We start from the raw sequence: 23616 nt of genomic DNA, 5'->3' as shown, positions 1-23616 counted from the left end.
CGAATAAGGTGTTAAGCCCCTGCCATGAAACCATCGCTAGTCCTGAGAATGGGCCAGCAGCTGACAATGACACCTCAGCTGCAACAAGCCATACGCCTGCTCCAATTGTCGACCCTGGACCTGCAACAGGAAATCCAGGAGGCCCTGGAATCCAACCCGATGCTCGAACGCCAGGAAGAAGGCGAAGACTTCGACAATTCGGACCCCTTGGCCGACAACATTGAGCAAAAACCCGCCAGCGAAATTCAAGAACCCTCCTATCAACAGGAGTCCGCAACCACTGTGGATAACCTGGAGGAAGGTGAATGGAACGATCGCATTCCCAACGAGCTGCCCGTCGATACGGCCTGGGAAGACGTTTACCAGACCAGTGCCAGCAGCCTGCCCAGCAACGACGATGACGAGTGGGATTTCACTACACGCACGTCGGCCGGTGAAAGCCTGCAAAGCCATTTACTCTGGCAGTTGAATCTGGCGCCCATGTCGGACACCGACCGGCTCATTGGCGTGACCCTCATCGACTGCATTAACACGCAGGGCTACCTCGACGAAACCCTCGAAGAAATTCTCGAAGCCTTTGACCCGGAACTGGACATTGAGCTCGATGAAATCGAAGCCGTCCTGCACCGTATCCAGCAATTCGAACCGGCCGGCATCGGCGCACGCAATCTGGGCGAATGCCTGTTGTTGCAGCTGCGCCAATTGCCTGCAACTACGCCTTGGCTCGACGACGCCAAGCGGTTGGTAACGGACCACATCGATCTGCTGGGCGCCCGCGACTACAGCCAGCTGATGCGCCGCATGAAGCTCAAGGAAGACGAGCTGCGCCAGGTCATCGAGCTGGTACAAAGCCTTAATCCGCGTCCAGGTTCGCAAATCGAGTCCACTGAGCCTGAATACGTTGTACCGGACGTCATCGTACGCAAGGACAACGAACGCTGGCTGGTAGAACTCAATCAGGAATCGGTACCGCGCCTGCGGGTCAATGCCCAATACGCGGGTTTCGTGCGACGCGCCGACACCAGTGCCGATAACACCTTCATGCGCAACCAGCTGCAAGAAGCGCGCTGGTTCATCAAAAGCCTGCAAAGCCGCAACGAAACCCTGATGAAAGTGGCGACACAAATTGTCGAACATCAGCGCGGGTTTCTGGAATACGGCGATGAAGCCATGAAGCCGCTTGTGTTGCATGACATTGCAGAAGCCGTCGGCATGCACGAATCGACCATTTCACGGGTAACCACCCAGAAATTCATGCATACCCCGCGCGGTATCTATGAACTCAAGTACTTTTTCTCCAGCCATGTAAGCACCTCCGAAGGCGGTGAATGCTCGTCCACGGCGATCCGCGCGATCATCAAAAAACTGGTCGCGGCTGAAAATCAGAAAAAGCCGTTGAGTGACAGTAAGATCGCTGGTTTACTGGAGGCACAAGGTATTCAGGTAGCCCGTCGCACGGTCGCCAAGTACCGCGAATCCCTTGGGATTGCGCCGTCTAGCGAGCGTAAGCGTTTGATGTAAGCAACGGGCCACTGCGTTTCAGTGGCAGGCTTGCCAGCCTGCCGCTTTATGTAATGGCATCGAAGGAGAAACTATATGCAAGTCAACATCAGTGGACAGCATCTGGAAGTGACCGAACCGCTGCGCACTTACATCGGCGAAAAACTGGACCGGCTGGAGCGTCACTTCGACAAAATCACTAACGTGAGTGTGATTCTTACCGTAGAAAAGCTGCTCCACAAAATCGAAGCGACCCTGCACATACCCGTAGGGCCAGGGGAAGTTGTCGCAAATGCTGAGCATACCGACATGTATGCCGCTATCGACCTGCTCGCCGACAAGCTTGATCGCCAACTGAAAAAGCAAAAGGAAAAGACCCTCAGCCAGCTGCAAGGCGCGACCGGTCGTTAAAACCCCATACCCATGATTCGACTTGAAAACATCCTGACCCCCGGCCGTTCCCACGTGAACGTGCCGGGCGGCAGCAAAAAGAAAGCCCTTGAATACATTGCCAACCTGATCAGCCGAGAAGTGCCTGGTCTCGACATGCAGGATGTTTATGAAAGTCTGATTGCCCGTGAAAAACTGGGTTCAACCGGTTTTGGTAACGGCATTGCTATCCCCCACTGTCGCCTCAAAGGCTGCGAGGCGCCTGTGAGCGCCCTGCTCCACCTTGACGCCCCTATAGATTTCGACGCCATCGATGGCGCGCCGGTCGACCTGTTGTTCGTATTGCTGGTGCCAGAAGCGGCCACCGATGCACACCTGGAGCTGCTCAGGCAGATCGCCAGCATGCTCGATCGCAAAGACGTGCGGGAAAAACTGCGCAGTGCACAAAGCAACGAAGCGCTGTATCAGGTTGTTCTGGACGTACAGAACGGTCATTAATCATGCGCTTAGTCATTGTCAGCGGACGCTCCGGCTCCGGTAAAAGCACCGCCCTCGCCGTCCTCGAAGACAACGGTTTCTATTGCATCGACAACCTGCCCGCAGGCTTGCTTCCCGAGCTGGCCGAGCGTGCGTTGATTCACACTGAACTCGCACAGCCGCTGGTGGCGGTCTCGATTGATGCGCGTAACTTGCCCAGCCATTTATCGCGCTTTCCACAATTGCTCGAAGAAGTGCGCAACCGTCATATTCAGTGTGACGTGTTGTACCTGGACGCAGACGAAGAAACCCTGCTCAAGCGCTTCTCCGAGACCCGCCGCAGGCACCCGCTGAGCAGCGCCAGTCGCTCGCTGGCAGAAGCCATCCGCGATGAAACAAAACTGCTTGGCCCCATCGTTGATCTGGCAGACCTCACGATCAACACGACCAACCTGAACCTCTACCAACTGCGCGACACCATCAAGTTGCGCCTGCTGAACAAACCCGAACCCGGTACGGCCTTTCTGGTGGAGTCGTTTGGCTTCAAGCGCGGGATGCCGGTGGATGCCGATCTGGTCTTTGATGTGCGCTGCCTGCCAAACCCGTACTGGAAACCCGAGTTGCGTGAGCAATCGGGGCTTGATCAACCGGTGGCCGATTATTTGGCTGCCCAGCCAGATGTTGAAGAGATGTTCCAGGACATTTCCAGCTACCTGCTTAAATGGCTGCCGCGTTTTGCCGCGAGCAATCGTGCTTATGTGACCATCGGTATCGGTTGCACCGGCGGGCATCACCGCTCTGTGTACCTCACCGAACGACTGGGCAAGTGCCTGCAAGAAACCCTGAAAAACGTCCAGGTTCGCCACCGCGACCTTACTTGAAAGGATCTACCCCGCGATGCCTGCTCTGGAAATCGAAATCATCAACAAATTGGGCTTGCACGCTCGGGCATCTGCCAAGTTCGTCGGGGTAGCAGGTCGGTTTCCTTGTCAGGTGCGAGCAGGCCGTACGCCGGAGTCCATGGTCGATGGCAAAAGCATCATGGCCATGATGATGCTTGCCGCGGGCAAAGGTACGACCATTCATTTAAAGACCGAAGGCGAACAGGAGCAGGAAGCCATGGATGCACTGGTGGCCCTGATCAATAACTTCTTTGATGAAGGTGAATAACGGCTACCGCGAGGTTGCCGAGGGCGTGATTGAGAGCTCACAGACCCAGGCTTGCTGCGCAATCCTTCGCCGCCTCGTACCTACCGAGACAGCGAACCTGACTGCGCCGCATGGCTCTACCCCAGCGCAGTGTCCATGACCATCATCACGCAGAACCCGATGCAGAGCCCAACGCTCGCCAGTTTTTCGTGACCGTTACGCCGCGATTCCGGAATCACCTCTTGCGTCACCACAAGCAGCATCGCTCCCGCGGCCAGCGCCAGCCCCAGCGGCAATAGAAGCTCGGCCAAATTCACCAGCCAGGCACACAACATCGCGAATACCGGCTCCACCAGCCCGGACGCGGCACCAATCAAGAACGCCCTGATCCGCGACATGCCCGCACCCGCCAGCACCAAGGCAATGACCAACCCCTCCGGCACATCCTGCAACGCAATCCCCATCGCCAGGCTGTCGGCGTCCGGCATACCGCCGCCCGCCGAAACGCCCACCGCCATACCTTCCGGAATGTTATGCGCCACGATCGCAATGACGAACAGCCAAATGCGCGGTGCTATGACGGGCTCACCCGGACGGCTGACAATAACGTCCGGCCCGGCACCCGACACTTTCAGGTCCACCAGAAACAAACACAGGGCGCCCAACAGAATGCCCGCACACACCAGCCCGCTGGATGCCCACGCAGACAACCCCAGACTTTCAGCCGCCGCAATGCCCGGCACAACCAGCGAAAACGCCGTGGCCGCCAACATGACCCCGGCACCAAAGCCCAACAACGTATCGCTGACCGCCACCGGCATGTTGCGAATCACCAGTACCGGCACAGCACCCAGCGCCGTACCCAGCGCACACAATGCCCCGCCTTGCAGGGCTCTGAGCATTTTGGGCTCGAGGTCCAGCCAGACCAATCCTTTGGCCACCAACAGCGCAGTGCCCGCCAACAGCAACAGCGTACCGAGGGCATAGCGAAACATTCGCACGCCGCCGACCGCCAGAATTTGCGTGCCCATATCCGCCTGAATCCTTGTGAGTAGCCTTAGACCATAGCTGCTTGGTAGCGGCGTGCTACTTCTGGCCAATTAATCACGTTATAAAACGCATTGATGTATTCAGGCCGTCGATTCTGGTAACGCAGGTAATACGCGTGCTCCCACACATCCAGTCCCAGAATCGGGGTGTTGCCGCTCATCAGCGGGCTGTCCTGATTGCCACTGCTTTCAATCACCAGAGTTTTGTGCGGCGTCACGCTCAACCACGCCCAGCCACTGCCAAACCGGGTCAGCGCAGCCTTGGTAAACGCGTCCTTAAATGCTTGCAGCCCACCCAACTGTTCATCCATGGCCTTTGCCAACGCGCCATCGGGTTTACCACCCCCGCTGGGGCTCATGACCTCCCAGAACAACGAGTGGTTAGCGTGGCCGCCGCCCTGATTGATAACCGCTGCGCGCAGGTTTTGAGGGAGCTGGTGCACACTGGCCACCAGCTTTTCCACAGGCCATTGCGCCCACTCCGTGCCTTCTACGGCAGCATTGAGGTTGTTGATGTACGTCTGATGATGCTTGGTGTAATGGATCTCCATGGTCTGCGCATCGATGTGTGGCTCAAGTGCGTCATAGGCGTAAGGCAGTGCAGGCAAGGTGTACGTCATATCAATGGACTCCTGAAGGTTGGCCGCTGACCGTTGAGAATGCGTGGCTGGATTGAGTAACGTTGCGCTTGAGCAACAGGTCTGAGCGCGGGTACTCGCCATGCTCACTGATGAAATTCAATAACTCGACATAGGTTTTACTGCTCTGACGCAGCGCGGCTTCTCGCAGCTCAGGCTTGAGTCGTGGGTTCTGGACGGTTTGCAGCAACCGCTGATGAATTGAGCATAAGTACTCAACGCTCTCTTCCGGCTGATTAAGGCGTAAATGCACGTCCGCCAGGTTGTGATGCGAAATCACGCAGGCCGCCACTGCTTCGTCAGCATCACTCCAGCGCTCAAACAACACTTGAGCCAGCGCCAGCGCTTGCAAGTAGTGCTCGCGCGCATCCACCAGCTCGCCTTCAGCGAAACAGCGATTGGCTCTTTCGATCGTGCGTTTCCAGTGTTCCATGTGCACCTCCAAAGCAGTGTCGGGGGGTTAGACGCCGCCTGCGGTCAGCTTCTCGGGGTCCAGCAGAACCTCAAGCTGGCTGCGTGGCAGGTCGGTGAACTCAAGCGCCACGTCAATCACCGGGCGCCCTTGTTTGTAGGCGGTCTTGGCGATTTCAGCGGCCTGTTGATAGCCAATGATCGGGTTCAGGGCCGTCACCAGAATGGGGTTACGCGACAACGCTTCCTTGAGCTTGACTTCGTTGACCTTGAACGTGGCGATTGCCTTGTCGGCCAGCAAACGGCTGACATTGGCCAACAGCTCGATGCTACTGAGCAGGTTCTGGGCAATGACCGGCAGCATCACGTTCAGCTCAAAGTTGCCGGACTGGCCCGCGACCGTAATCACCGAGTCATTGCCGATGACTTGCGCAGCGACCATGGCAGTGGCTTCCGGGATCACCGGATTGACCTTGCCCGGCATGATCGAAGAACCCGGCTGCAACGCCTCCAGCTCAATTTCACCCAAACCCGCCAGCGGCCCGGAGTTCATCCAGCGCAGGTCGTTGGCGATTTTCATCAGCGATACGGCTGTGGCCTTGAGCTGGCCCGATACCGAGACGGCAGTGTCCTGCGAGCCGATCAGGGCAAACAGGTCTTCACCCGGCGTGAACTGCACGTGCGTCAAGGCACTCAGTTGCTGACTGAACAGCGCGGCAAATTGCGGGTGCGCGTTGATCCCGGTACCGACTGCCGTGCCGCCCTGCGCCAGGGATTGCAGCGCAGGTTGCAGGTCCTGCAAATGCCCGATATTGGCCTTGAGCTGCTGCGCCCAGCCGTTGAGCACCTGACTCATGCGCACCGGCATCGCGTCCATCAAGTGGGTGCGTCCGGTTTTGACATGGCTGTGGACCTGTAAAGCCTTGCGTTCAATGGTCTCCACCAGATGCGTCAGCGCTGGCAAAAGACGCTCATGCAAGCCCAAGGCGGCGCTGACGTGAATGCAGGTCGGGATGATGTCGTTGCTGCTTTGGCCGCAGTTGACGTGATCGTTCGGGTTGATTGTTTCGCCCAGCACGCGGGTGGCCAGGGTGGCGATCACTTCGTTGGCGTTCATGTTGGAACTGGTGCCTGAACCGGTCTGGAAGATGTCCACCGGGAAGTGCTCCATGAAATCGCCTGCCAGCAGGATCTGCGTCGCTTCGACAATGGCATTGCCCTGAGCGTCCGAGATTTGCCCCAACGCCACGTTGGCTTTGGCGGCTGCCGCTTTGGCCAGAATCAAGGCGCGAATGAATTGCGCCGGCATGCGCTGATGACTGACGGGAAAGTTATCCACCGCACGCTGGGTCTGCGCGCCATACAACGCGGCCTCAGGCACGTGCAGTTCGCCCATGCTATCGCGTTCGATACGGGTATTACTCATCGTGAAATCCTTGCATCAGTTCGATTAAAGAAATGGACGGTTCAAGTTCACAGGTCGCCAATTGCCAGGCACAGCGTTGCCAGCGTTTGAGTCGACATCCGCACAAGGCTTGGGTTTCGAGGTCACGCAGCGGTCGCCACGCATGGTCAAGGCACATACTGCGCCAGTGCCAAGGCAGCGCCGTATCGGTGGCGGTGTCCAGCAAAAGCCGGAACGACGTGAGGGCAATCGTCCAGGACGACGTTGACGTGCAACAGGCCAGGTAACGGCCTTCGGCCAGATAATGCTCAATCAGGCGCGGCTCATCGGGCGCCAGCCCGCAGCGGATCTGGCGACTCATCCAGCGCCAGCTTTCCTGATAAGGGCTTTCGTGCAACACAGAACTCATGATCCAGGCTCGCTCGATAATGAGATTCATTATTAAGCGATATTGATTATCAAAACAAGCCTGCGAAAGGAGGTACCTCCCGGACAAAAACGTCCGTCACGCTTTCAAGGCGGGGAAGCGCAGGCGCTCAGTTTGCACGCAAAACTCGGCCCCATGAGGTTCAAAAACGCGAGCACAGGTTAAACACGAAAAACCGGACTGCAATGAGTCAGTTGAATCCCTGAATAGTAGTGCGCAACTTCTTGCGCACTTTGTGGATATTTCTCTTTAAATAATAAACCCACTTACTTAGATGCAAATACATGTTAAGTTGCGCCAACAAACAGGCTCTACGCCCTATCGGATACGCAGGATATTTTATTTAAACTTCATATTTGCTTAAGGATAAGCTCATGTTCTCGCAGGTCAAACAACCCGACTCAAACCTGCTAACTCTTGGCGTAAACCACCCTTCTCACTTCCTGATAAGCGACGCATCAATGATTGCTTTTCGGATGATTAGAAGAGGGAGCTGCTCGAATAACGCCAAGCCTTCATCTTGCCCAAGAACCTGATTCCAAGGGCATTGGGTCACGATCAGAACGCTGAAAACGACATTGAACCAATTGAAGTAAGCCATTGAACATGAAGCGATTTATTGCATGCATTGCAATGACAAGTGTATTGACCGGATGCATAGGCGCTTCGGTCATTGTGCCAAAAAGCGATCCTCGCCAGGTTGAACAGGCTCGCGAACCACGAGAGGGGCACAAATGGTGCGGGATAAGCCTGTGGCTCGTCTTTTTCCCCGTCCCGTTGATGTTACCGGTTTGCAAAATTGATACTGAACTAACATCCGATTTTTATAGCTGTGGCCCCTTGATGCACTTCGCCAAGTTAGGAGCACACTATAAGGGAAATGCGCTCTGCGGACGTATGCCGGCGGGATGGCCTAGTGACTGACGCAATGGCTCACCTGCATAAAAAAAGGCGCATCACTTGAACCGTGATACGCCTTTTTAAAACAGTTGAGAAATCAGCTGCCGCCGATTTTCATCCGCTCAATCAACACAGAACCGGTGCGAATATTGCTGCGCAGCTCAAGGTCATTGCCCACGGCAACGATCTGTTTGAACATATCGCGCATGTTGCCGGCGATGGTCACCTCTTGCACCGGGAACTGGATTTCGCCGTTTTCGACCCAGAAACCCGCCGCGCCCCGTGAGTAGTCGCCTGTGACCATGTTCAGGCCGCTGCCCATCAATTCCGTCACAAACAACCCGCGGCCCATGCGGCGAATCAAGGCAGCCTGGTCTTCATCGCCATGGGTCACGAACAGGTTGTGCACGCCGCCCGCATTCGCCGTGCTGGGCATGCCCAATTTGCGGCCGGAATACGTGCTGAGGATGTAGGACACCAGTTCGCCGTCCTTGATGAACGGTTTGGCGTAAGTGGCCAGGCCATCGTTGTCGAAAGACGAACTGCCCATGGCACGCATCAAGTGCGGACGTTCGTCCAGGGTCAGCCATTCAGGGAAAATCTGCTGGCCCATGGCATCGAGCAGGAACGACGATTTGCGGTACAGGTTGCCGCCCGAAATGGCGCCCAAAAAGCTGCCGAACAGCCCTCCGGCCAGCTCGGCGCTAAACAGCACCGGCACTTCGCAGGTCGGCACCGGGCGCGAGCCCAGACGACGAGCTGCACGCTCCGCGGCCCGTCGGCCGATGACGGCAGCGTCGGCCAGCAACTCACCCTGACAGTTCACGTCATACCAGTAATCGCGCTGCATCTGGCCGTCGCCTTCGGCGATCATCACGCAGCTCAGGCTGTGGCGTGTAGAGGCCGAGCCTCCAATAAACCCGTTGCTGTTGCCATACACGCGGCAGCCTTGATGGGTGCTGAGTGTGGTGCCGTCGGCGTTTTTAATGCGGCTGTCGGCGTCAAAAGCAGCCGCTTCGCAAGCCAGTGCCTTTTCGATGGCTTGCTCGGGGGTGATGTCCCACGTGTGGAACAGATCGAAATCCTTCAGGTCCCGGGCCATTAACTGCGGGTCAGCCAAGCCGGAACTTTCGTCCTCGGACGTATGGCTGGCAATCGCCAGCGCAGCAGCAACCGTTTCGCGAATCGCATCAGGACCGGTGGCCGAAGTGCTCGCCGAACCTTTGCGTTGCCCCACGTAAAGGGTGATACCGAAGCCCTGATCGCGATTGAACTCAACGGTCTCAACCTCACGCTGACGCACCGAAGTCGACAAGCCCTGCTCCAGCGACACGGCCACTTCGCAGGCACTGGCGCCCTGACGCTTGGCTTCGGCAATAATGTGCTCGACTTGCTCTTGCAGTGCCGGCAAGGCCTGCGGGCCGACGCTTTCTACTGCACTCATGGTTTTCTCCACTCAAATTCTGTTTTCGGAAGGGCCGCCGAGCGACCGGGCCGGACAAGCGGCCCCCGACTGGTTATCATGGCGGCGTTTCTTTGCGGACTGCCACCATGGTTGATTCTTACGACGACGCCTTCGACGGCGAAAAAAGCAAATCACAGGTCAAACGCGAGCTTCATGCTCTGGTTGATCTGGGCGAACGTCTGACGACGCTCAAGCCTGACTTGCTGAACAAAATGCCTTTGACCGACGCTTTGCGCCGGGCACTGGTAGATGCTTCAAAACATACGGCTCATATTGCCCGTAAGCGGCACATCCAGTTCATCGGCAAGCTGATGCGCGATCAACCGATCGACGAAATTCTGGCGATGCTCGATCAAGTGGATGCCTCTTCGCGCCAATACAACGAACGTTTCCACGGCCTCGAGCGCTGGCGTGATCGCCTGATCGAAGGCGATGACGATGTACTGGAAAAATTTGTCATCGAGTTCCCCGAAGCCGATCGTCAGCAATTGCGTTCGATCGTGCGTCAGGCCAAACACGAACTGGCTCATAACAAGGCCCCGGCTTCCAGCCGCAAATTGTTCAAGTACATTCGTGGGTTGGACGAGACTCAACGCGGCTTGCGTTAAGTCCCGTACGCGGGCGGGTTGCCCTGCAACCCGCCCGCAGCCCGTCAACTGCCCGTACCGCCGACTGTAATTGCATCAATCTTCAAGGTTGGCTGACCGACGCCCACCGGCACCGACTGCCCGTCCTTGCCACATGTCCCTACACCGCTGTCCAGCGACAGGTCATTACCGACCATCGACACTTTGCTCATCGCTTCGGGTCCGTTGCCAATCAGGGTCGCGCCCTTGACCGGACGGGTGATTTTGCCGTCTTCGATCAAATACGCTTCGCTGGTAGAAAACACGAACTTGCCGCTGGTGATGTCGACCTGACCACCGCCCAGATTGGCGCAGTAGATGCCCTTTTTCACCGAGGCAATGATCTCAGCCGGATCGCTTTCGCCGCCCAACATGTAGGTGTTGGTCATGCGTGGCATGGGTAAATGTGCATAGGATTCGCGACGACCGTTACCGGTACGGGCCACGCCCATCAAGCGCGCATTCAGTTTGTCTTGCATGTAACCCTTGAGTACGCCGTTTTCGATCAACGTCGTGCACTCGGTCGGGGTGCCTTCGTCGTCCACGCTCAACGAGCCGCGACGCCCTGGCAAGGTGCCGTCATCGACGATGGTGCACAAGCTCGAAGCCACACGCTCGCCCATGCGGCCGCTGTAGGCTGAACTGCCCTTGCGATTGAAATCCCCCTCCAGACCATGGCCCACGGCTTCGTGCAGCAACACGCCCGACCAACCGGAACCCAGTACGACAGGCAGGGTACCGGCCGGTGCCGGTAAGGCTTCGAGGTTGACCAGCGCCTGACGCAAGGCTTCGCGGGCATAGCCCATGGCGCGGTCGTCAGTCAGGAAATAACGGTAATCCGTACGCCCGCCGCCGCCATGTCCGCCCCGCTCACGACGACCGTTTTGCTCAACGATGACACTCACGTTGAAGCGCACCAAAGGCCGCACATCGGCCGCCAGGCCGCCGTCGGTGGAAGCCACCAGAATGCGTTCCCACACCCCGGCCATGCTCACGGTGACTTGTTGAATGCGCGGGTCGAGGGCGCGGGTGGCGGCGTCGACGCGCTTGAGCAGTTCGACCTTTTGCGCACGGCTGATGACTTCCAGCGGGTTGTCCGGCGCATACAACTGCGCTACATCCTGCGTGGTGAAGGCTTGAACGGTGCCGTGCTGACCGGTCCGAGAGATCGAGCGCGCTGCACGGGCGGCCAGCCCCAATGCCTCAAGGGTGATGGCGTTGCTGTAGGCAAATCCGGTTTTCTCGCCGGACTGGGCGCGTACACCTACGCCTTGATCCAAATTGAAGCTGCCTTCTTTTACGATGCCGTCTTCCAGTGCCCAGGATTCGGAAATCTGGCCCTGAAAGTACAAATCCGCCGCATCGATCCCCGGCCCGGCCAGGTCACCCAGCACGGTCTGCAGGCTCTCAAGGGTGACACCGCCCGGTGCCAACAGGTGTTCGCTGACTGAGGTCAACAACTCGCTCATATTCACTCCGTCTTGGCCCGTGCTTCAGCATCTTTGAGTGCCGAACCCATGGGCCTGAATTAGCCTTGCGTGGCAGGTCGCTGTGCGCCCTGCGAAAAAAATCGTCGGTGGCTGACCACCGGCATGCGTGCCCTGATGGCCGCTTGTTCTGCTGCATCGCGTGGGGCGAACAATACGCCCTCACCTTGCGCCTGCTCAGCCAGCACTCGGCCCCAGGGGTCAATGATGGCCGCGTGGCCGAAAGTCTCACGTGGCCCCGGATGTACGCCACCTTGTGCCGCCGCCAACACGTAACATTGAGTTTCAATGGCCCGGGCACGGATCAGGATGTCCCAATGCGCCGCTCCGGTCACAGCGGTAAAAGCCGACGGCGCGCTGATCAGTTCGGCACCGGCTGCACGCAGCTCGCTGTACAGCTCGGGGAAGCGCAGGTCATAACATACCGTCATCCCCAACTTGCCGACCGGCGTGTCTGCCACGACCACCTGCTCACCTTGAGCATAGTCGTCAGACTCACGGTACCGGCCACGATTGTCAGACACGTCTACGTCAAACAAGTGCAGCTTGTCGTAGCGCGCCACCTGTTCACCGTCTGCGTTGATCAACAGCGAACAGGCACGGGATTTGGCATCGGGCTGACCGGCAGGCGGCAATGGCAACGTGCCCGCCACCACCCATAACTTGAGGTCGCAAGCGGTCTGTTTCAACCAGGGCAGGATTGGACCTTCGCCCAACGCCTCGGCCCGCCCCACGGCGGCCATGTCCCGGCGCCCCATGGCCGCGAAGTTCTCCGGCAGCACGGCCAGTTGCGCGCCACCGGCTGCCGCGTCTTCAAGTAAACGCCGGGCTTGAGCCAAGTTGGCCAGCACATCGCTTTGACTGACCATTTGAATCACTGCTAACGACATGCCCTGCTCCTCGGTCGCGCTTACTTCTTCTCGAATGGCTTGTCGAAGGTGATCTTCGGATCCTGCCATGGCCCTTTGATGCTGTATTGCACACTCGCAAAGCGCGACACCTGATCACCGATCAACTTGTTGATCAGGAACAACGCACCGCCGACGGCCGGGGCGCCCACCAGCAAAGCCGCGATCGGCAAGTTATTGGTCACGGGCAAGGTCACCAGCAAATTCGCATCCACTTGGTCGGTCACCATGTTCAGCGTGCCGCTCAGCTCAAGGTTGCTTGAAGGGCCGGTCATGGTGATGGGCTTGTTCGCGCGGTACACCCCGCGATTGGCTTGCAGCAGACCTTTGACGCGGTCGTAACTCAATCCTTTGCCGAACAGGTCGGAGAAGTCCAGGCGCAAGCGTCGACCGATGGAGTTGAAGTTCAGCAGCCCAAAAATGCGCAGCACCTGCGCGCTGCCATCGACCTCCACAAACTGGCCTTTGTTCAAGGACGCGTCCAGTGTGCCGCTGAAGCGCTTGAGGCCAATCCACGCCGGTGAACCTGGCCAGTTGCCATCAACGTCCAGTCGGAAGTTGTCACTGGTGACGCTCGGTGCGAAGCCCCAGTTTTTCAGCACGTCCGCCAGATTCCGCCCGCCCAGGCGGCCCTTGTACCAACTGTTGCTGGCGCCAGCAAAACCCTCCCAGCCGCCCGAACCTTCAAGCAGCAGGCCTTTGAGCCCCAGGTTGAGGTTGTTGAGCAACACGCCACGATTGGTGGGCCGCACATTGAGCGACCAGGCGCCGATCAGGTCTGGGCCTTGGTAGAGCTGGCGAATGATGATGTCCATCGCCGGAATTTTACGCGGGTCAACCGATGCCAAAGGGTCAGGGGCATTCTCATCAGCCACAGCTTTAGGGTCGGTCGCCGGCAGCCGAACGATCTGCATGGTGATGGCAATCGGGGCATGTTTCGCATCAGGCAGCGTGACCGAGCCGACTGCCTGTTTGCTGTCGATTTTCATCCCCCACGACGCCGGGTAGCGGTTCATCTGCAAGCGGACCTGGTCGAGCTGGGTGCCCATGGCAATCAGTTTGCCAATTTTGAAATCCGCACTGCTGAGCAATTGCTGTGCGCTGCCCCCCACATCCTTGCCCGCATAACGCTCCACCACTGCCTGCCACGGCGCCACGTCCAGTTCCGAGAGTACGCCGCGAACACGCAAGCCCTTGCTGGTCGGCAACGAGGCCGCTCCGGCGCCGAGGTACAACTCGCCGCGGCCTGCCTCAAGCTTGCCGTCCGGCGCGGCGAACGTCAGGCTCGCTAGGTTGCCGTAGTCAAACCAGTACCGCTTCTCGGCCCCCTGCAGGGTCATGCGAAATACGCTGTCACGGCTTTCATTGGTTGCCAGGCCAAACGGTGCGGGCAAATCAATCGCCGCGCCTTTGAGGCTGGAATTGACACGCAACTGGCTGTCCGCGCCGTCGAGCGTCAGTTGCAATTGATAGGGCAGGTTGCCGGAAACAGGAATCGGCTGGTTGAACTTCAGCCAGCTGGTCAGGGTTTTTACGGCGATTTGGCCATTGGCAACCACGCGAGTACTGATGCGGCCCGGTTTGCCGTCGGCAAAAATCTGCGCGTTGACCGGCCGGTCGAATGCGCGGGCGGTGATGCCTTTGCCGCTCAGGCCTTTGGCACTGTCAAAGCGGAAATCACCCTTGAGCTGCGTCAGTTCAAGCTCCGGTTCGCTGATTTTGAGCCGCGCCTTGTCGGTTTTGAAATCCACCACGATGTTCGGTTCGACGCTGTGCTCAAGCGGTATATCCAAGTCGACCCGCCCGGTGAGCGGGCCATCACCCTGCCAACCGGCAAAGGTGTCAGCGGTGCCGATGGGGGCTTCTTGAAGGATTTTCAGGCCGTCGCCCAAACCGCCTGCAAAGTCCCCTTGCAACAGCAAGTGGCTGACCTTGCCGCTGGGAACGTGGGGAATATTGACTGCGACATCACGCACCTCGGTGTCGAGCAACTGGCCTTTGCTGGCCATGATCCGCACGCCGCTGTCCTCGATGAAGACGTCACCCGATACATTCCGTACATGGGGCCAGCCCGGCTGGAAGGCCAACTCGGCGCCATGCACCTTGAAAAACAGGCTGAGGGTGCGCGCGGCCGCGACTGCATCATGGCTTAACGAGCCCTGGTACTGGAAGAAGCCCTCCTCCACATCACCCTTGATGATGGCGGTGCTGAGCCATTCAGTCAGGGCCGGGCTCAAGACTTCAGGCAGGTATTTAGGGGTGAAACGGCCGTCGCCGTCGGTCAGCCCGACGCGCAGGTCCATGTAGTCTTCCTGCGAATGGTCCAGATGAATGCGGATCAGGAAGTCGGCAGCGATCTTGCCCTCTTCGCCCAGCACCTTGATGTAGGGCGCGATGAGGGTGAAGGTGTCTTTGCTCAGGGTCCAGGTCAGCAAGGCGTTGGCCTGCTGGTACTGCCAGGGTTTGGCGAAGATCGGGTCCAGGTGCAGCATGAAATCCTTGCTGTCCAGCCGCAGCTCGCCCTTGCCCAGGTCGCCGCTGATCAGGCCGCTGACATTGCGCGCCGCAGGTGCACCGTGGGTAGCGTTGAAACCGACTTGCTGCAGATTGGCCGCGAAACTGAGCTTTTGATCGCCGCTCACGTGAGGGCGAAAATCAGCCAGCACATTGCGCAGCGTGCCAGTCGCCTTGAGTTGATCGACCACTTTGGCCACGCCCTCCGGCCACGGCGCCAGCGCGTCCAGCAAGGGGGTGATCGGGCTCAGGTTCACATGATCGGCTTGCAGGTGCCAGCGCTCCTGCGCTGTGTCTGTGCCCTTGAACTGCTGCACTTGCGCGCGGGTTTCCCAGCGCGTATCGCCCAGGCTCATGGCCAGGGAATCCAGCACCAGGTTGTAACCCTGCTCGCCGCGTTCCAGCCAGGCATGCAAGGCCAGGTTGTCGATAGTGGCTGGCTTGCGGTCTGCGTAGGCACCGGTGAACGTGGGGGCGTTAAGTCGGGCGGTGGCGCTTTGCACCGTACCGTTGCCCCAATTGAACCAGAACTCACCACCGGCCTTGAGTGTCTTGAGGGTCCAGCCTTGGGTCATGCTGGACGGCAGCCATTTGGCCCAATTACTTTGCGGCAGGCTGACATACGCTTGCGCCGCGCCGTCACGCCACTGGCTGGCGCGAATCTGGCTTTTGACACTCAGCGCAACCGGCTGGCCATCGGGTAAGGTCAACCGCGCATCCAGGCGTTGATCGGAAGACCCCACGTCGAGGGTCAGGCCGACATACGTCAGAGTCATCGGCGCTTCTTTATACGGTTCCAGAGTCAACTGGCTGTCGAGCACGGAGAGACGCGCAACCTTTTGCAGCTGATTGAGTAACTGCTCGGGGTCCAGAGGCTTGTCGTCCTGGACTGGCAAACCTTCGAGGGTCCAGTGCCCGTCCTTGTCCTGGCGCGCACTCAGTTGCAAGCCATTGAGCTGCACGTGGGCGATACGTACTTCGCGGGCCAGCACGCTGCCCCAGACATCAGGCACCACTTGCACTTCATCCAGGCGCAAGGCGCTGCGACCTTCGCCCACCATCACGTCATGTGCCAGCAGCACCGGCGCCATGCCGCGCCAGCGCCCTTCGAGGCTGCCGATGGTCAATGGCATGCCCAAGGCATCGCGGGCCTTGGTTTGCACGTCGGCGCGGTATTCGGCAATCAGGGGCGTGAGTTCTCGCCCGAGGCTGACGTAGAGCGCCGTCAGCACCAGCAATAACGCACAAAGACTTAATCCCCAGCGGGTCAGCGCGGAAAAAAAGCGTGTCAGACGCTCCATGTCAGGTGGCCCCTTCAGTAATGATCGAAGGGGCTGAATGCAGCCCCCTTTTTAAATCCGGACATCCCGTGCAACTTCAGAGCAGCACCACGTCGTATTGTTCCTGGGAGTACATGGTTTCCACTTGAAAGCGGATCGTACGCCCGATAAACCCTTCCAGCTCCGCCACATTGCCCGATTCTTCATCCAGCAACCGGTCAACCACGCGCTGACTGGCCAGCACGCGATACCCCTCGGCTTGATACGCACGGGCTTCGCGCAGGATTTCACGGAATATTTCGTAGCAGATGGTTTCCGGGGTTTTCAACTTGCCCCGCCCTTGGCAGCACACGCAGGGTTCACAGAGCACCTGTTCGAGGCTCTCACGGGTCCGCTTGCGGGTCATTTGCACCAACCCCAACTCGGTAATGCCGATGATGTTGGTTTTGGCGTGATCGCGTTCGAGTTGCTTTTCGAGCGTGCGCAGCACCTGCCGCTGGTGCTCTTCGTCTTCCATGTCGATGAAGTCGATGATGATGATCCCGCCCAGGTTGCGCAGACGCAGTTGACGCGCAATGGCCGTTGCCGCTTCGAGGTTGGTCTTGAAGATGGTTTCTTCAAGATTGCGATGCCCCACGAACGCGCCGGTGTTGACGTCAATGGTGGTCATGGCTTCAGCCGGGTCCACCACCAGATAGCCGCCCGACTTGAGTGGCACTTTGCGGTCGAGGGCTTTCTGGATTTCGCTTTCAACGCCGTACAAATCAAAGATCGGCCGTTCGCCGGGGTAATGCTCCAGACGGTCCGCAATTTCTGGCATCAGCTCAGCCACGAACTGCGTGGTTTTCTGGAAGGTTTCGCGGGAGTCGATGCGGATTTTTTCAATCTTCGGGCTGACCAGGTCGCGCAGGGTACGCAAGGCCAGGCCCAGGTCTTCATAAATGACCGTCGGAGCGCCGACGGTTTTGATCTGGGCACCGATTTGGTCCCACAGGCGACGCAGGTAGCGAATGTCCATCAGGATTTCATCCGCGCCAGCGCCTTCGGCCGCTGTCCGCAGGATGAAACCGCCCGCTTCCTTGATACCTTCCTGCGCCACGCAATCACTGACCACCTGTTTGAGGCGGTCCCGTTCGGCTTCGTCTTCGATCTTCAGGGAAATGCCGACATGGGCCGTGCGCGGCATGTACACCAGATAACGCGAAGGAATCGACAATTGGGTCGTCAACCGTGCGCCTTTGGAGCCGATCGGGTCTTTGGTGACCTGCACCACCAGGCTTTGGCCTTCATGAACCAGCGAGCTGATGCTTTCGACCGCCTGACCTTCACGCAGGGAGATTTCGGAAGCATGGATGAATGCCGCACGGTCCAGGCCGATGTCCACGAATGCCGCTTGCATGCCGGGCAAAACACGAACGACCTTGCCTTTATAAATGTTGCCGACAATGCCTCGGCGCTGGGTGCGCTCGACATGCACCTCTTGCAAAACACCGTTTTCTACCACCGCCACGCGCGATTCCATCGGCGTGATGTTGATCAGGATCTCTTCACTCATGGCTGGGTCTCGTTCAGGCGTCATCACAGTAGTGCCACGTTTCATGGGTGCAATAGTTAGCGCACGGAAAGGGTTTGCCAACAGGGTATGCCGAAATGTCCCAGCAGTTCTGCGGTTTCGCACACGGGCAAGCCCACGACAGCGGAATAGCTGCCCTCAAGCCCGGACACAAATACCGCGCCCAGCCCCTGAATCGCGTAGCCACCGGCTTTATCCAGCGGTTCGCCGCTGGCCCAGTAACGCGCAGCTTCTTGTGTGCTGATGTTTCTGAAACGCACCGCGCTGCGCACCACACGGGTTTCGCAGCGGGTTGCATCAATCAGGGCAATGGCGGTCAAGACTTCATGCGCGCGGCCAGATAACGCCATGAGCATAGCCAAGGCATCGGCTTCGTCGACGGGTTTGCCAAGAATCTGTCCGTCCAGCACCACGGCAGTGTCAGCGCCCAACACGCAAAAAGCATCGCCCGCAGGCGATGCCGTGACGTGCTTATAACCTGCACGCGCTTTTTCGCGCGCCAGCCGCTCGACATACGCCGTGGCGGCCTCATTGACCAAAGGGGTTTCGTCGATGGCAGCACTGACGGTGCTGAAGGGCACGCCGATTTGAGTCAGTAACTCGCGTCGGCGGGGTGAGCCTGAGGCCAGATAAAGCGAAGTCATCGAGACATCTCCCTGTCAGTGTGCGCAAACCAGGAAATGGCTCACGCTTCCATCAATTGATTTTGAAACGTCGAACCAGCCCGCGCAGCCCGTAGCTGACCCAAGGCCACAACAAGGCGCTGACCAGTGCAGGCAGCACCAGCGCCAGGGTTGGCTGACGGTTCCCGGTCAAGGCGCTGAGCCACAATTGCGCCAACTGGGCCAGGCCAAAGATGACCAGCAACACCAGGCTTTGCTGCCACATCGGGAACATGCGCAGGCGCTGTTGCAGGGACAGCACGAGGAAGGTGATCAGGGTCAGGATCAAAGCGTTCTGCCCCAGCAGCGTGCCGTAAACCACGTCTTCAACCAGGCCCAGGCACCACGCGGTGACCATGCCCACCTTGTGCGGCATGTACAGCGCCCAGAAAGCCAGCAACAACGCCAGCCACAGCGGACGGAACACTTCCATGAACTGCGGCATTGGCGAAACGCTGAGCAATACGCCAATGGCAAACGTCAGCCAGATGATCCAGCCATTACGTGAACGAATACCCGCCATTATTGCCTCTCCCGGGTGGTGGCCGGCGCAGCGGCTGGCGGCTTGGCTGCGGCGGGTGTTGCAACGGGCGCAGGTTTTTTGACCGCTCCGGCGGCGGGCGCAGGCGTTGCTGGCGTGGTGACAGCGGGCGCCGGGGCCACGGCGGGCACGGATGCAGGCACGGGCTTGGGCACAGTCGCCGGAATAATGGGCTGCGGCTCGCCGTTGTTTTCGGCTTCCTGGGCTTGAGCCGCGTCGTTGGCGCGCTCTTCAGGGGTGCGGCTGTCGCTGAAGACCAACAGCAAGTAACGGCTGCGGTTCAGAGCGGCTGTCGGCACGGCCCGCACAATAGCGAATGGCTGGCCCGAGTCGTGAATCACTTCCTTGACCGTTGCGACCGGATAGCCCGCCGGGAAGCGTTGCCCCAGACCCGAGCTGACCAGCAGGTCGCCCTCTTTGATATCCGCCGTGTCGGCCACATGGCGCAATTCCAGGCGTTCGGGGTTGCCCGTGCCACTGGCAATTGCACGCAGCCCATTGCGGTTGACCTGTACCGGAATGCTGTGGGTGGTGTCGGTCAGCAGCAAAACCCGCGAGGTGTAGGGCATCAACTCGACCACTTGCCCCATCAGCCCGCGGGCATCGAGCACCGGTTGACCGAGCACCACGCCGTCGCGCTCACCCTTGTTGATGATGATGCGATGAGTAAACGGGTTGGGGTCCATGCCGATCAGCTCGGCCACTTCAACCTTTTCGTTGACCAGCGCAGAGGAATTCAGCAACTCGCGCAGGCGAACGTTTTGCTCGGTCAGGGCGGCGAGTTTTTGCATGCGCCCTTGCAGCAGAAGGTTTTCAGTCTTGAGCTTCTCGTTCTCGGCGACCAGTTCCGTCCGGCTACCAAATTGACTGGCGACGCCCTGGAACAGACGTTGCGGCAGATCGGTAATCCAGTAGGTCTGCATCAGCACCAGCGACATTTGACTGCGCACCGGCTTGAGCAACGTGAAACGGGCATCGACCACCATCAGCGCGACCGATAGCACGACCAGCACCAACAGGCGCACGCCCAAAGAGGGGCCTTTGGAAAAGAGCGGTTTAATAAGCCGCTCCTCCGGGGCAAGGATTCAATGTATTCATACGGCTTCAAGCGGCCTGGATGAAGATTGACAAAAGATAAACGCCAAAAGGCAGCACAGCAAAGTGCTACCTTTTGGTGATAACCCTCGAACTGCAACCACCGATATTATTCGCTGGAGAGCAGATCCATGGTGTGCTTATCCATCATTTCCAGCGCACGGCCACCACCACGCGCAACGCAGGTCAGCGGGTCTTCGGCAACGATGACCGGCAAACCGGTTTCCTGGGCCAGCAACTTGTCGAGGTCACGCAACAATGCGCCACCACCGGTCAGTACCAGGCCACGCTCGGCGATGTCCGACGCCAGCTCTGGCGGGGACTGTTCCAGCGCGCTTTTAACGGCCTGAACGATGGTCGCCAGCGACTCTTGCAGGGCTTCAAGCACTTCATTGGAGTTCAGTGTGAAGGCACGTGGAACGCCTTCAGCCAGGTTACGGCCGCGCACGTCTACTTCACGCACTTCACCGCCCGGATAGGCCGTGCCGATTTCCTGCTTGATGCGCTCGGCGGTCGATTCACCGATCAGGCTGCCGTAGTTACGGCGCACATAGGTGATGATCGCTTCGTCGAAGCGGTCGCCGCCAACCCGTACGGATTCGGCGTAAACCACACCGTTCAGGGAGATCAGCGCGATTTCAGTGGTACCGCCACCGATATCGACAACCATCGAGCCGCGGGCTTCCTCAACCGGCAAGCCGGCGCCGATGGCAGCGGCCATCGGTTCTTCAATCAGGAAGACTTCACGGGCGCCGGCACCCAGTGCCGACTCACGAATGGCGCGACGCTCAACCTGAGTCGATTTGCACGGCACGCAAATCAGAACCCGAGGGCTTGGCTGCAGGAAGCTGTTCTCGTGAACCTTGTTGATAAAGTACTGCAGCATTTTTTCGCACACGCTGAAGTCAGCGATCACGCCGTCCTTCATCGGACGAATGGCTGCAATGTTGCCCGGTGTACGGCCCAGCATGCGCTTGGCCTCGGTGCCGACGGCAACGACACTTTTCTGGTTACCGTGTGTCCGAATAGCCACAACCGATGGCTCATTCAGGACAATACCGCGCTCGCGCACGTAAATAAGGGTGTTGGCAGTGCCCAGGTCGATGGAAAGATCGCTGGAAAACATGCCACGCAGTTTCTTGAACATGGGAAAGGGACCCTAGGCAACGCGTGGGTAAAAAAGTGCGGCAAACTCTAACAACGACAGGGATTTTGGGCAAGGCGCCAATATGTTAAATTGGCCGCTTTTCCGAGCACCAGCCCCCACAATCGCGGCCATATGACCGTAGAAATGCGGTAGTGTTCCGACAATCTAACACACGGATAGCATCCGTCTTGTTTTCCACTGGAGAATCCCATGGCGCTTGAACGCTCCGACGTGGAAAAAATCGCTCATTTGGCCCGCCTGGGTCTGAATGATGCCGATCTGCCACGCACCACCGAAGCCCTTAACAGCATTTTGGGGCTGATTGACCAGATGCAGGCTGTCGACACCACCGGTATCGAGCCGCTGGCCCACCCCCTGGAAGCCAGCCAGCGCCTGCGTGCAGACGTCGTGACTGAAACCAATCATCGCGAGGCTTACCAGTCCATCGCGCCAGCGGTCGAAAACGGCCTCTATCTGGTTCCCAAGGTCATCGAGTAAAAGGAAGAGCCTGCATGCATCAAATGACTCTGGCCGAGATCGCCCGCGGACTCGCCGATAAAAAGTTTTCGTCTGAAGAGCTGACCAAAACCCTGCTGGCGCGAATCGCCCAACTGGACCCGCAGCTCAACAGCTTTATTACCCTCACCGAAGACCTCGCCCTGGAGCAGGCCAAGGCCGCCGACGCACGTCGCGCCAACGGTGAAACCGGCGCCCTGCTGGGTGCGCCAATCGGTCACAAGGACTTGTTCTGCACCCTCGGCGTACGCACCAGCTGCGGCTCGAAGATGCTCGACAACTTCAAGGCCCCGTACGACGCCACGGTAGTGTCCAAGCTGGCCGCTGCCGGCGCGGTGAGCCTGGGCAAGACCAACATGGACGAGTTCGCGATGGGCTCGGCCAACGAATCGAGCTACTACGGCGCCGTCAAAAACCCGTGGAACCTTGAGCACGTGCCCGGCGGTTCGTCCGGAGGGTCGGCCGCCGCAGTAGCCGCCCGCCTGTTGCCAGCCGCTACCGGCACCGACACTGGCGGTTCGATCCGCCAGCCCGCCGCGTTGACCAACCTCACCGGCCTGAAACCGACCTACGGTCGCGTCTCGCGCTGGGGCATGATTGCCTACGCCTCCAGCCTCGACCAAGGCGGCCCGTTGGCGCGCACGGCTGAAGACTGCGCCATCCTGCTGCAAGGCATGGCCGGTTTCGACCCGCAAGATTCCACCAGCATCGATGAGCCCGTGCCGGACTTCAGCGCCAACCTGAACACTTCGCTGCAAGGCCTGCGCATTGGCGTACCGAAAGAGTTCTTCAGCGAGGGCCTCGACCCGCGCATCGCGGAGCTGGTGCACACCAGCATCAAAGAACTCGAAAAACTCGGCGCCGTGATCAAGCCCATCAGCCTGCCCAACATGCAGCACGCGATCCCTGCGTACTACGTGATCGCGCCGGCAGAAGCGTCTTCCAACCTGTCGCGTTTTGATGGCGTGCGCTTCGGCCATCGCTGCGAAGACCCGAAAGACCTCACCGACCTGTACAAGCGCTCGCGCGCCGAAGGCTTCGGCCCTGAAGTGCAGCGCCGGATTCTGGTGGGCGCCTATGCGCTGTCGGCCGGTTACTACGATGCGTACTACCTGCAAGCGCAAAAAATCCGCCGCCTGATCAAAAACGACTTCATGGCTGCCTTTAATGAAGTCGACATCATCCTCGGCCCAACCACGCCTAACCCGGCCTGGAAAATCGGCGCTAAAAACAGCGACCCGGTCTCGGCCTACCTGGAAGACGTCTACACCATCACCGCCAACCTCGCGGGCCTGCCGGGCCTGTCGATGCCAGCCGGTTTTGTCGACGGCTTGCCAGTGGGCGTGCAGTTGCTGGCACCTTACTTCCAGGAAGGTCGCCTGCTCAACGTCGCTCACCAGTACCAGTTGAACACTGACTGGCACACGCGCTCACCTGCCGGCTTCTGAGGAGAAAC

Annotated in this window: 22 protein-coding genes; 8 read left to right on the top strand and 14 right to left on the bottom strand. The window is 58.9% G+C overall.

Annotated features, from left to right (window positions below):
- The first annotated feature begins 24 nt into the window (after positions 1 to 24).
- The 5 genes from HBN61_RS04410 (at position 25) to HBN61_RS04390 (ending at position 3537) form a co-directional block, all read left to right on the top strand.
- Positions 25 to 1521, top strand: a complete 1497-nt coding sequence (locus HBN61_RS04410) for an RNA polymerase factor sigma-54 (protein WP_047273365.1) — start codon at positions 25 to 27, stop codon at positions 1519 to 1521.
- A gap of 75 nt (positions 1522 to 1596) precedes the next feature.
- Entirely contained in the window at positions 1597 to 1911 is a 315-nt protein-coding gene (gene hpf / locus HBN61_RS04405; protein ID WP_047273364.1) for a ribosome hibernation-promoting factor, HPF/YfiA family, read from the top strand.
- 12 nt (positions 1912 to 1923) lie between these two features.
- Positions 1924 to 2388, top strand: a complete 465-nt coding sequence (gene ptsN / locus HBN61_RS04400; RefSeq protein ID WP_047273363.1) for a PTS IIA-like nitrogen regulatory protein PtsN — start codon at positions 1924 to 1926, stop codon at positions 2386 to 2388.
- 2 nt (positions 2389 to 2390) lie between these two features.
- Positions 2391 to 3248, top strand: a complete 858-nt coding sequence (rapZ, locus tag HBN61_RS04395; protein WP_047273362.1) for an RNase adapter RapZ — start codon at positions 2391 to 2393, stop codon at positions 3246 to 3248.
- 16 nt (positions 3249 to 3264) lie between these two features.
- Entirely contained in the window at positions 3265 to 3537 is a 273-nt protein-coding gene (locus HBN61_RS04390) for an HPr family phosphocarrier protein (RefSeq protein ID WP_047273361.1), read from the top strand.
- 116 nt (positions 3538 to 3653) lie between these two features.
- Here the strand turns inward: HBN61_RS04390 and HBN61_RS04385 are convergent, their stop codons facing one another.
- The 6 genes from HBN61_RS04385 to pmbA form a co-directional block, all read right to left on the bottom strand.
- Entirely contained in the window at positions 3654 to 4547 is an 894-nt protein-coding gene (locus HBN61_RS04385; protein WP_047273360.1) for a ZIP family metal transporter, read from the bottom strand.
- 26 nt (positions 4548 to 4573) lie between these two features.
- Positions 4574 to 5185 carry a superoxide dismutase gene (locus HBN61_RS04380; protein ID WP_047273359.1) on the bottom strand — a complete coding sequence of 204 codons (612 nt, stop codon included), beginning with the start codon at positions 5183 to 5185 and terminating at the stop codon, positions 4574 to 4576.
- Between the two features lies 1 nt (position 5186).
- The gene (locus HBN61_RS04375; RefSeq protein ID WP_047273358.1) at positions 5187 to 5636 is read right to left on the bottom strand and encodes a DUF2753 family protein; all 450 of its coding nucleotides are present in this window, start codon (positions 5634 to 5636) and stop codon (positions 5187 to 5189) included.
- 27 nt (positions 5637 to 5663) lie between these two features.
- Entirely contained in the window at positions 5664 to 7040 is a 1377-nt protein-coding gene (locus tag HBN61_RS04370; RefSeq protein ID WP_047273357.1) for a class II fumarate hydratase, read from the bottom strand.
- On the bottom strand, positions 7033 to 7428 hold the full coding sequence (locus HBN61_RS04365) for a hypothetical protein (RefSeq protein ID WP_047273459.1): 396 nt from the start codon (positions 7426 to 7428) through the stop codon (positions 7033 to 7035). Before HBN61_RS04365 ends, HBN61_RS04370 begins: the two co-directional genes overlap by 8 nt.
- Positions 7429 to 8443: 1015 nt before the next feature.
- Positions 8444 to 9790, bottom strand: a complete 1347-nt coding sequence (gene pmbA, locus HBN61_RS04360; RefSeq protein ID WP_047275412.1) for a metalloprotease PmbA — start codon at positions 9788 to 9790, stop codon at positions 8444 to 8446.
- A 107-nt stretch (positions 9791 to 9897) separates the two neighbouring features.
- On the opposite strand from pmbA, the gene yjgA reads away from it, so the two are divergent.
- A complete protein-coding gene (gene yjgA, locus HBN61_RS04355) occupies positions 9898 to 10419 on the top strand; it encodes a ribosome biogenesis factor YjgA (RefSeq protein WP_047273355.1) in 522 nt (173 codons plus the stop codon).
- Between the two features lie 44 nt (positions 10420 to 10463).
- Here yjgA and tldD read toward each other — a convergent pair whose 3' ends face one another.
- From tldD to mreB, 8 genes are all read right to left on the bottom strand, one after another.
- Entirely contained in the window at positions 10464 to 11906 is a 1443-nt protein-coding gene (gene tldD, locus HBN61_RS04350) for a metalloprotease TldD (protein WP_170046233.1), read from the bottom strand.
- A 59-nt stretch (positions 11907 to 11965) separates the two neighbouring features.
- Positions 11966 to 12814, bottom strand: a complete 849-nt coding sequence (locus HBN61_RS04345) for a carbon-nitrogen hydrolase family protein (protein ID WP_083333250.1) — start codon at positions 12812 to 12814, stop codon at positions 11966 to 11968.
- Positions 12815 to 12834: 20 nt separating this feature from the next.
- Positions 12835 to 16647, bottom strand: a complete 3813-nt coding sequence (locus tag HBN61_RS04340) for a YhdP family protein (protein ID WP_083333249.1) — start codon at positions 16645 to 16647, stop codon at positions 12835 to 12837.
- Between the two features lie 76 nt (positions 16648 to 16723).
- Entirely contained in the window at positions 16724 to 18181 is a 1458-nt protein-coding gene (gene rng / locus HBN61_RS04335; protein ID WP_047273351.1) for a ribonuclease G, read from the bottom strand.
- Between the two features lie 56 nt (positions 18182 to 18237).
- On the bottom strand, positions 18238 to 18843 hold the full coding sequence (locus HBN61_RS04330; protein WP_083333248.1) for a Maf family protein: 606 nt from the start codon (positions 18841 to 18843) through the stop codon (positions 18238 to 18240).
- 52 nt (positions 18844 to 18895) lie between these two features.
- A complete protein-coding gene (mreD, locus tag HBN61_RS04325; protein WP_047273349.1) occupies positions 18896 to 19384 on the bottom strand; it encodes a rod shape-determining protein MreD in 489 nt (162 codons plus the stop codon).
- A complete protein-coding gene (gene mreC / locus HBN61_RS04320; RefSeq protein WP_080960167.1) occupies positions 19384 to 20463 on the bottom strand; it encodes a rod shape-determining protein MreC in 1080 nt (359 codons plus the stop codon). Before mreC ends, mreD begins: the two co-directional genes overlap by 1 nt.
- Positions 20464 to 20606: 143 nt before the next feature.
- Positions 20607 to 21644: a rod shape-determining protein MreB gene (gene mreB / locus HBN61_RS04315; protein ID WP_002555108.1), complete on the bottom strand. Its 1038-nt coding sequence runs from the start codon at positions 21642 to 21644 to the stop codon at positions 20607 to 20609.
- 210 nt (positions 21645 to 21854) lie between these two features.
- On the opposite strand from mreB, the gene gatC reads away from it, so the two are divergent.
- Entirely contained in the window at positions 21855 to 22142 is a 288-nt protein-coding gene (gatC, locus tag HBN61_RS04310) for an Asp-tRNA(Asn)/Glu-tRNA(Gln) amidotransferase subunit GatC (protein WP_047273347.1), read from the top strand.
- Between the two features lie 14 nt (positions 22143 to 22156).
- Entirely contained in the window at positions 22157 to 23608 is a 1452-nt protein-coding gene (gene gatA, locus HBN61_RS04305) for an Asp-tRNA(Asn)/Glu-tRNA(Gln) amidotransferase subunit GatA (RefSeq protein WP_047273346.1), read from the top strand.
- Positions 23609 to 23616 lie beyond the last annotated feature (8 nt).

The organism is Pseudomonas sp. WS 5071 (genome assembly GCF_012985765.1).
In the GTDB taxonomy this organism is placed as follows: domain Bacteria; phylum Pseudomonadota; class Gammaproteobacteria; order Pseudomonadales; family Pseudomonadaceae; genus Aquipseudomonas; species Aquipseudomonas lundensis_A.
This window is presented reverse-complemented; position numbering and strand designations above follow the sequence as displayed.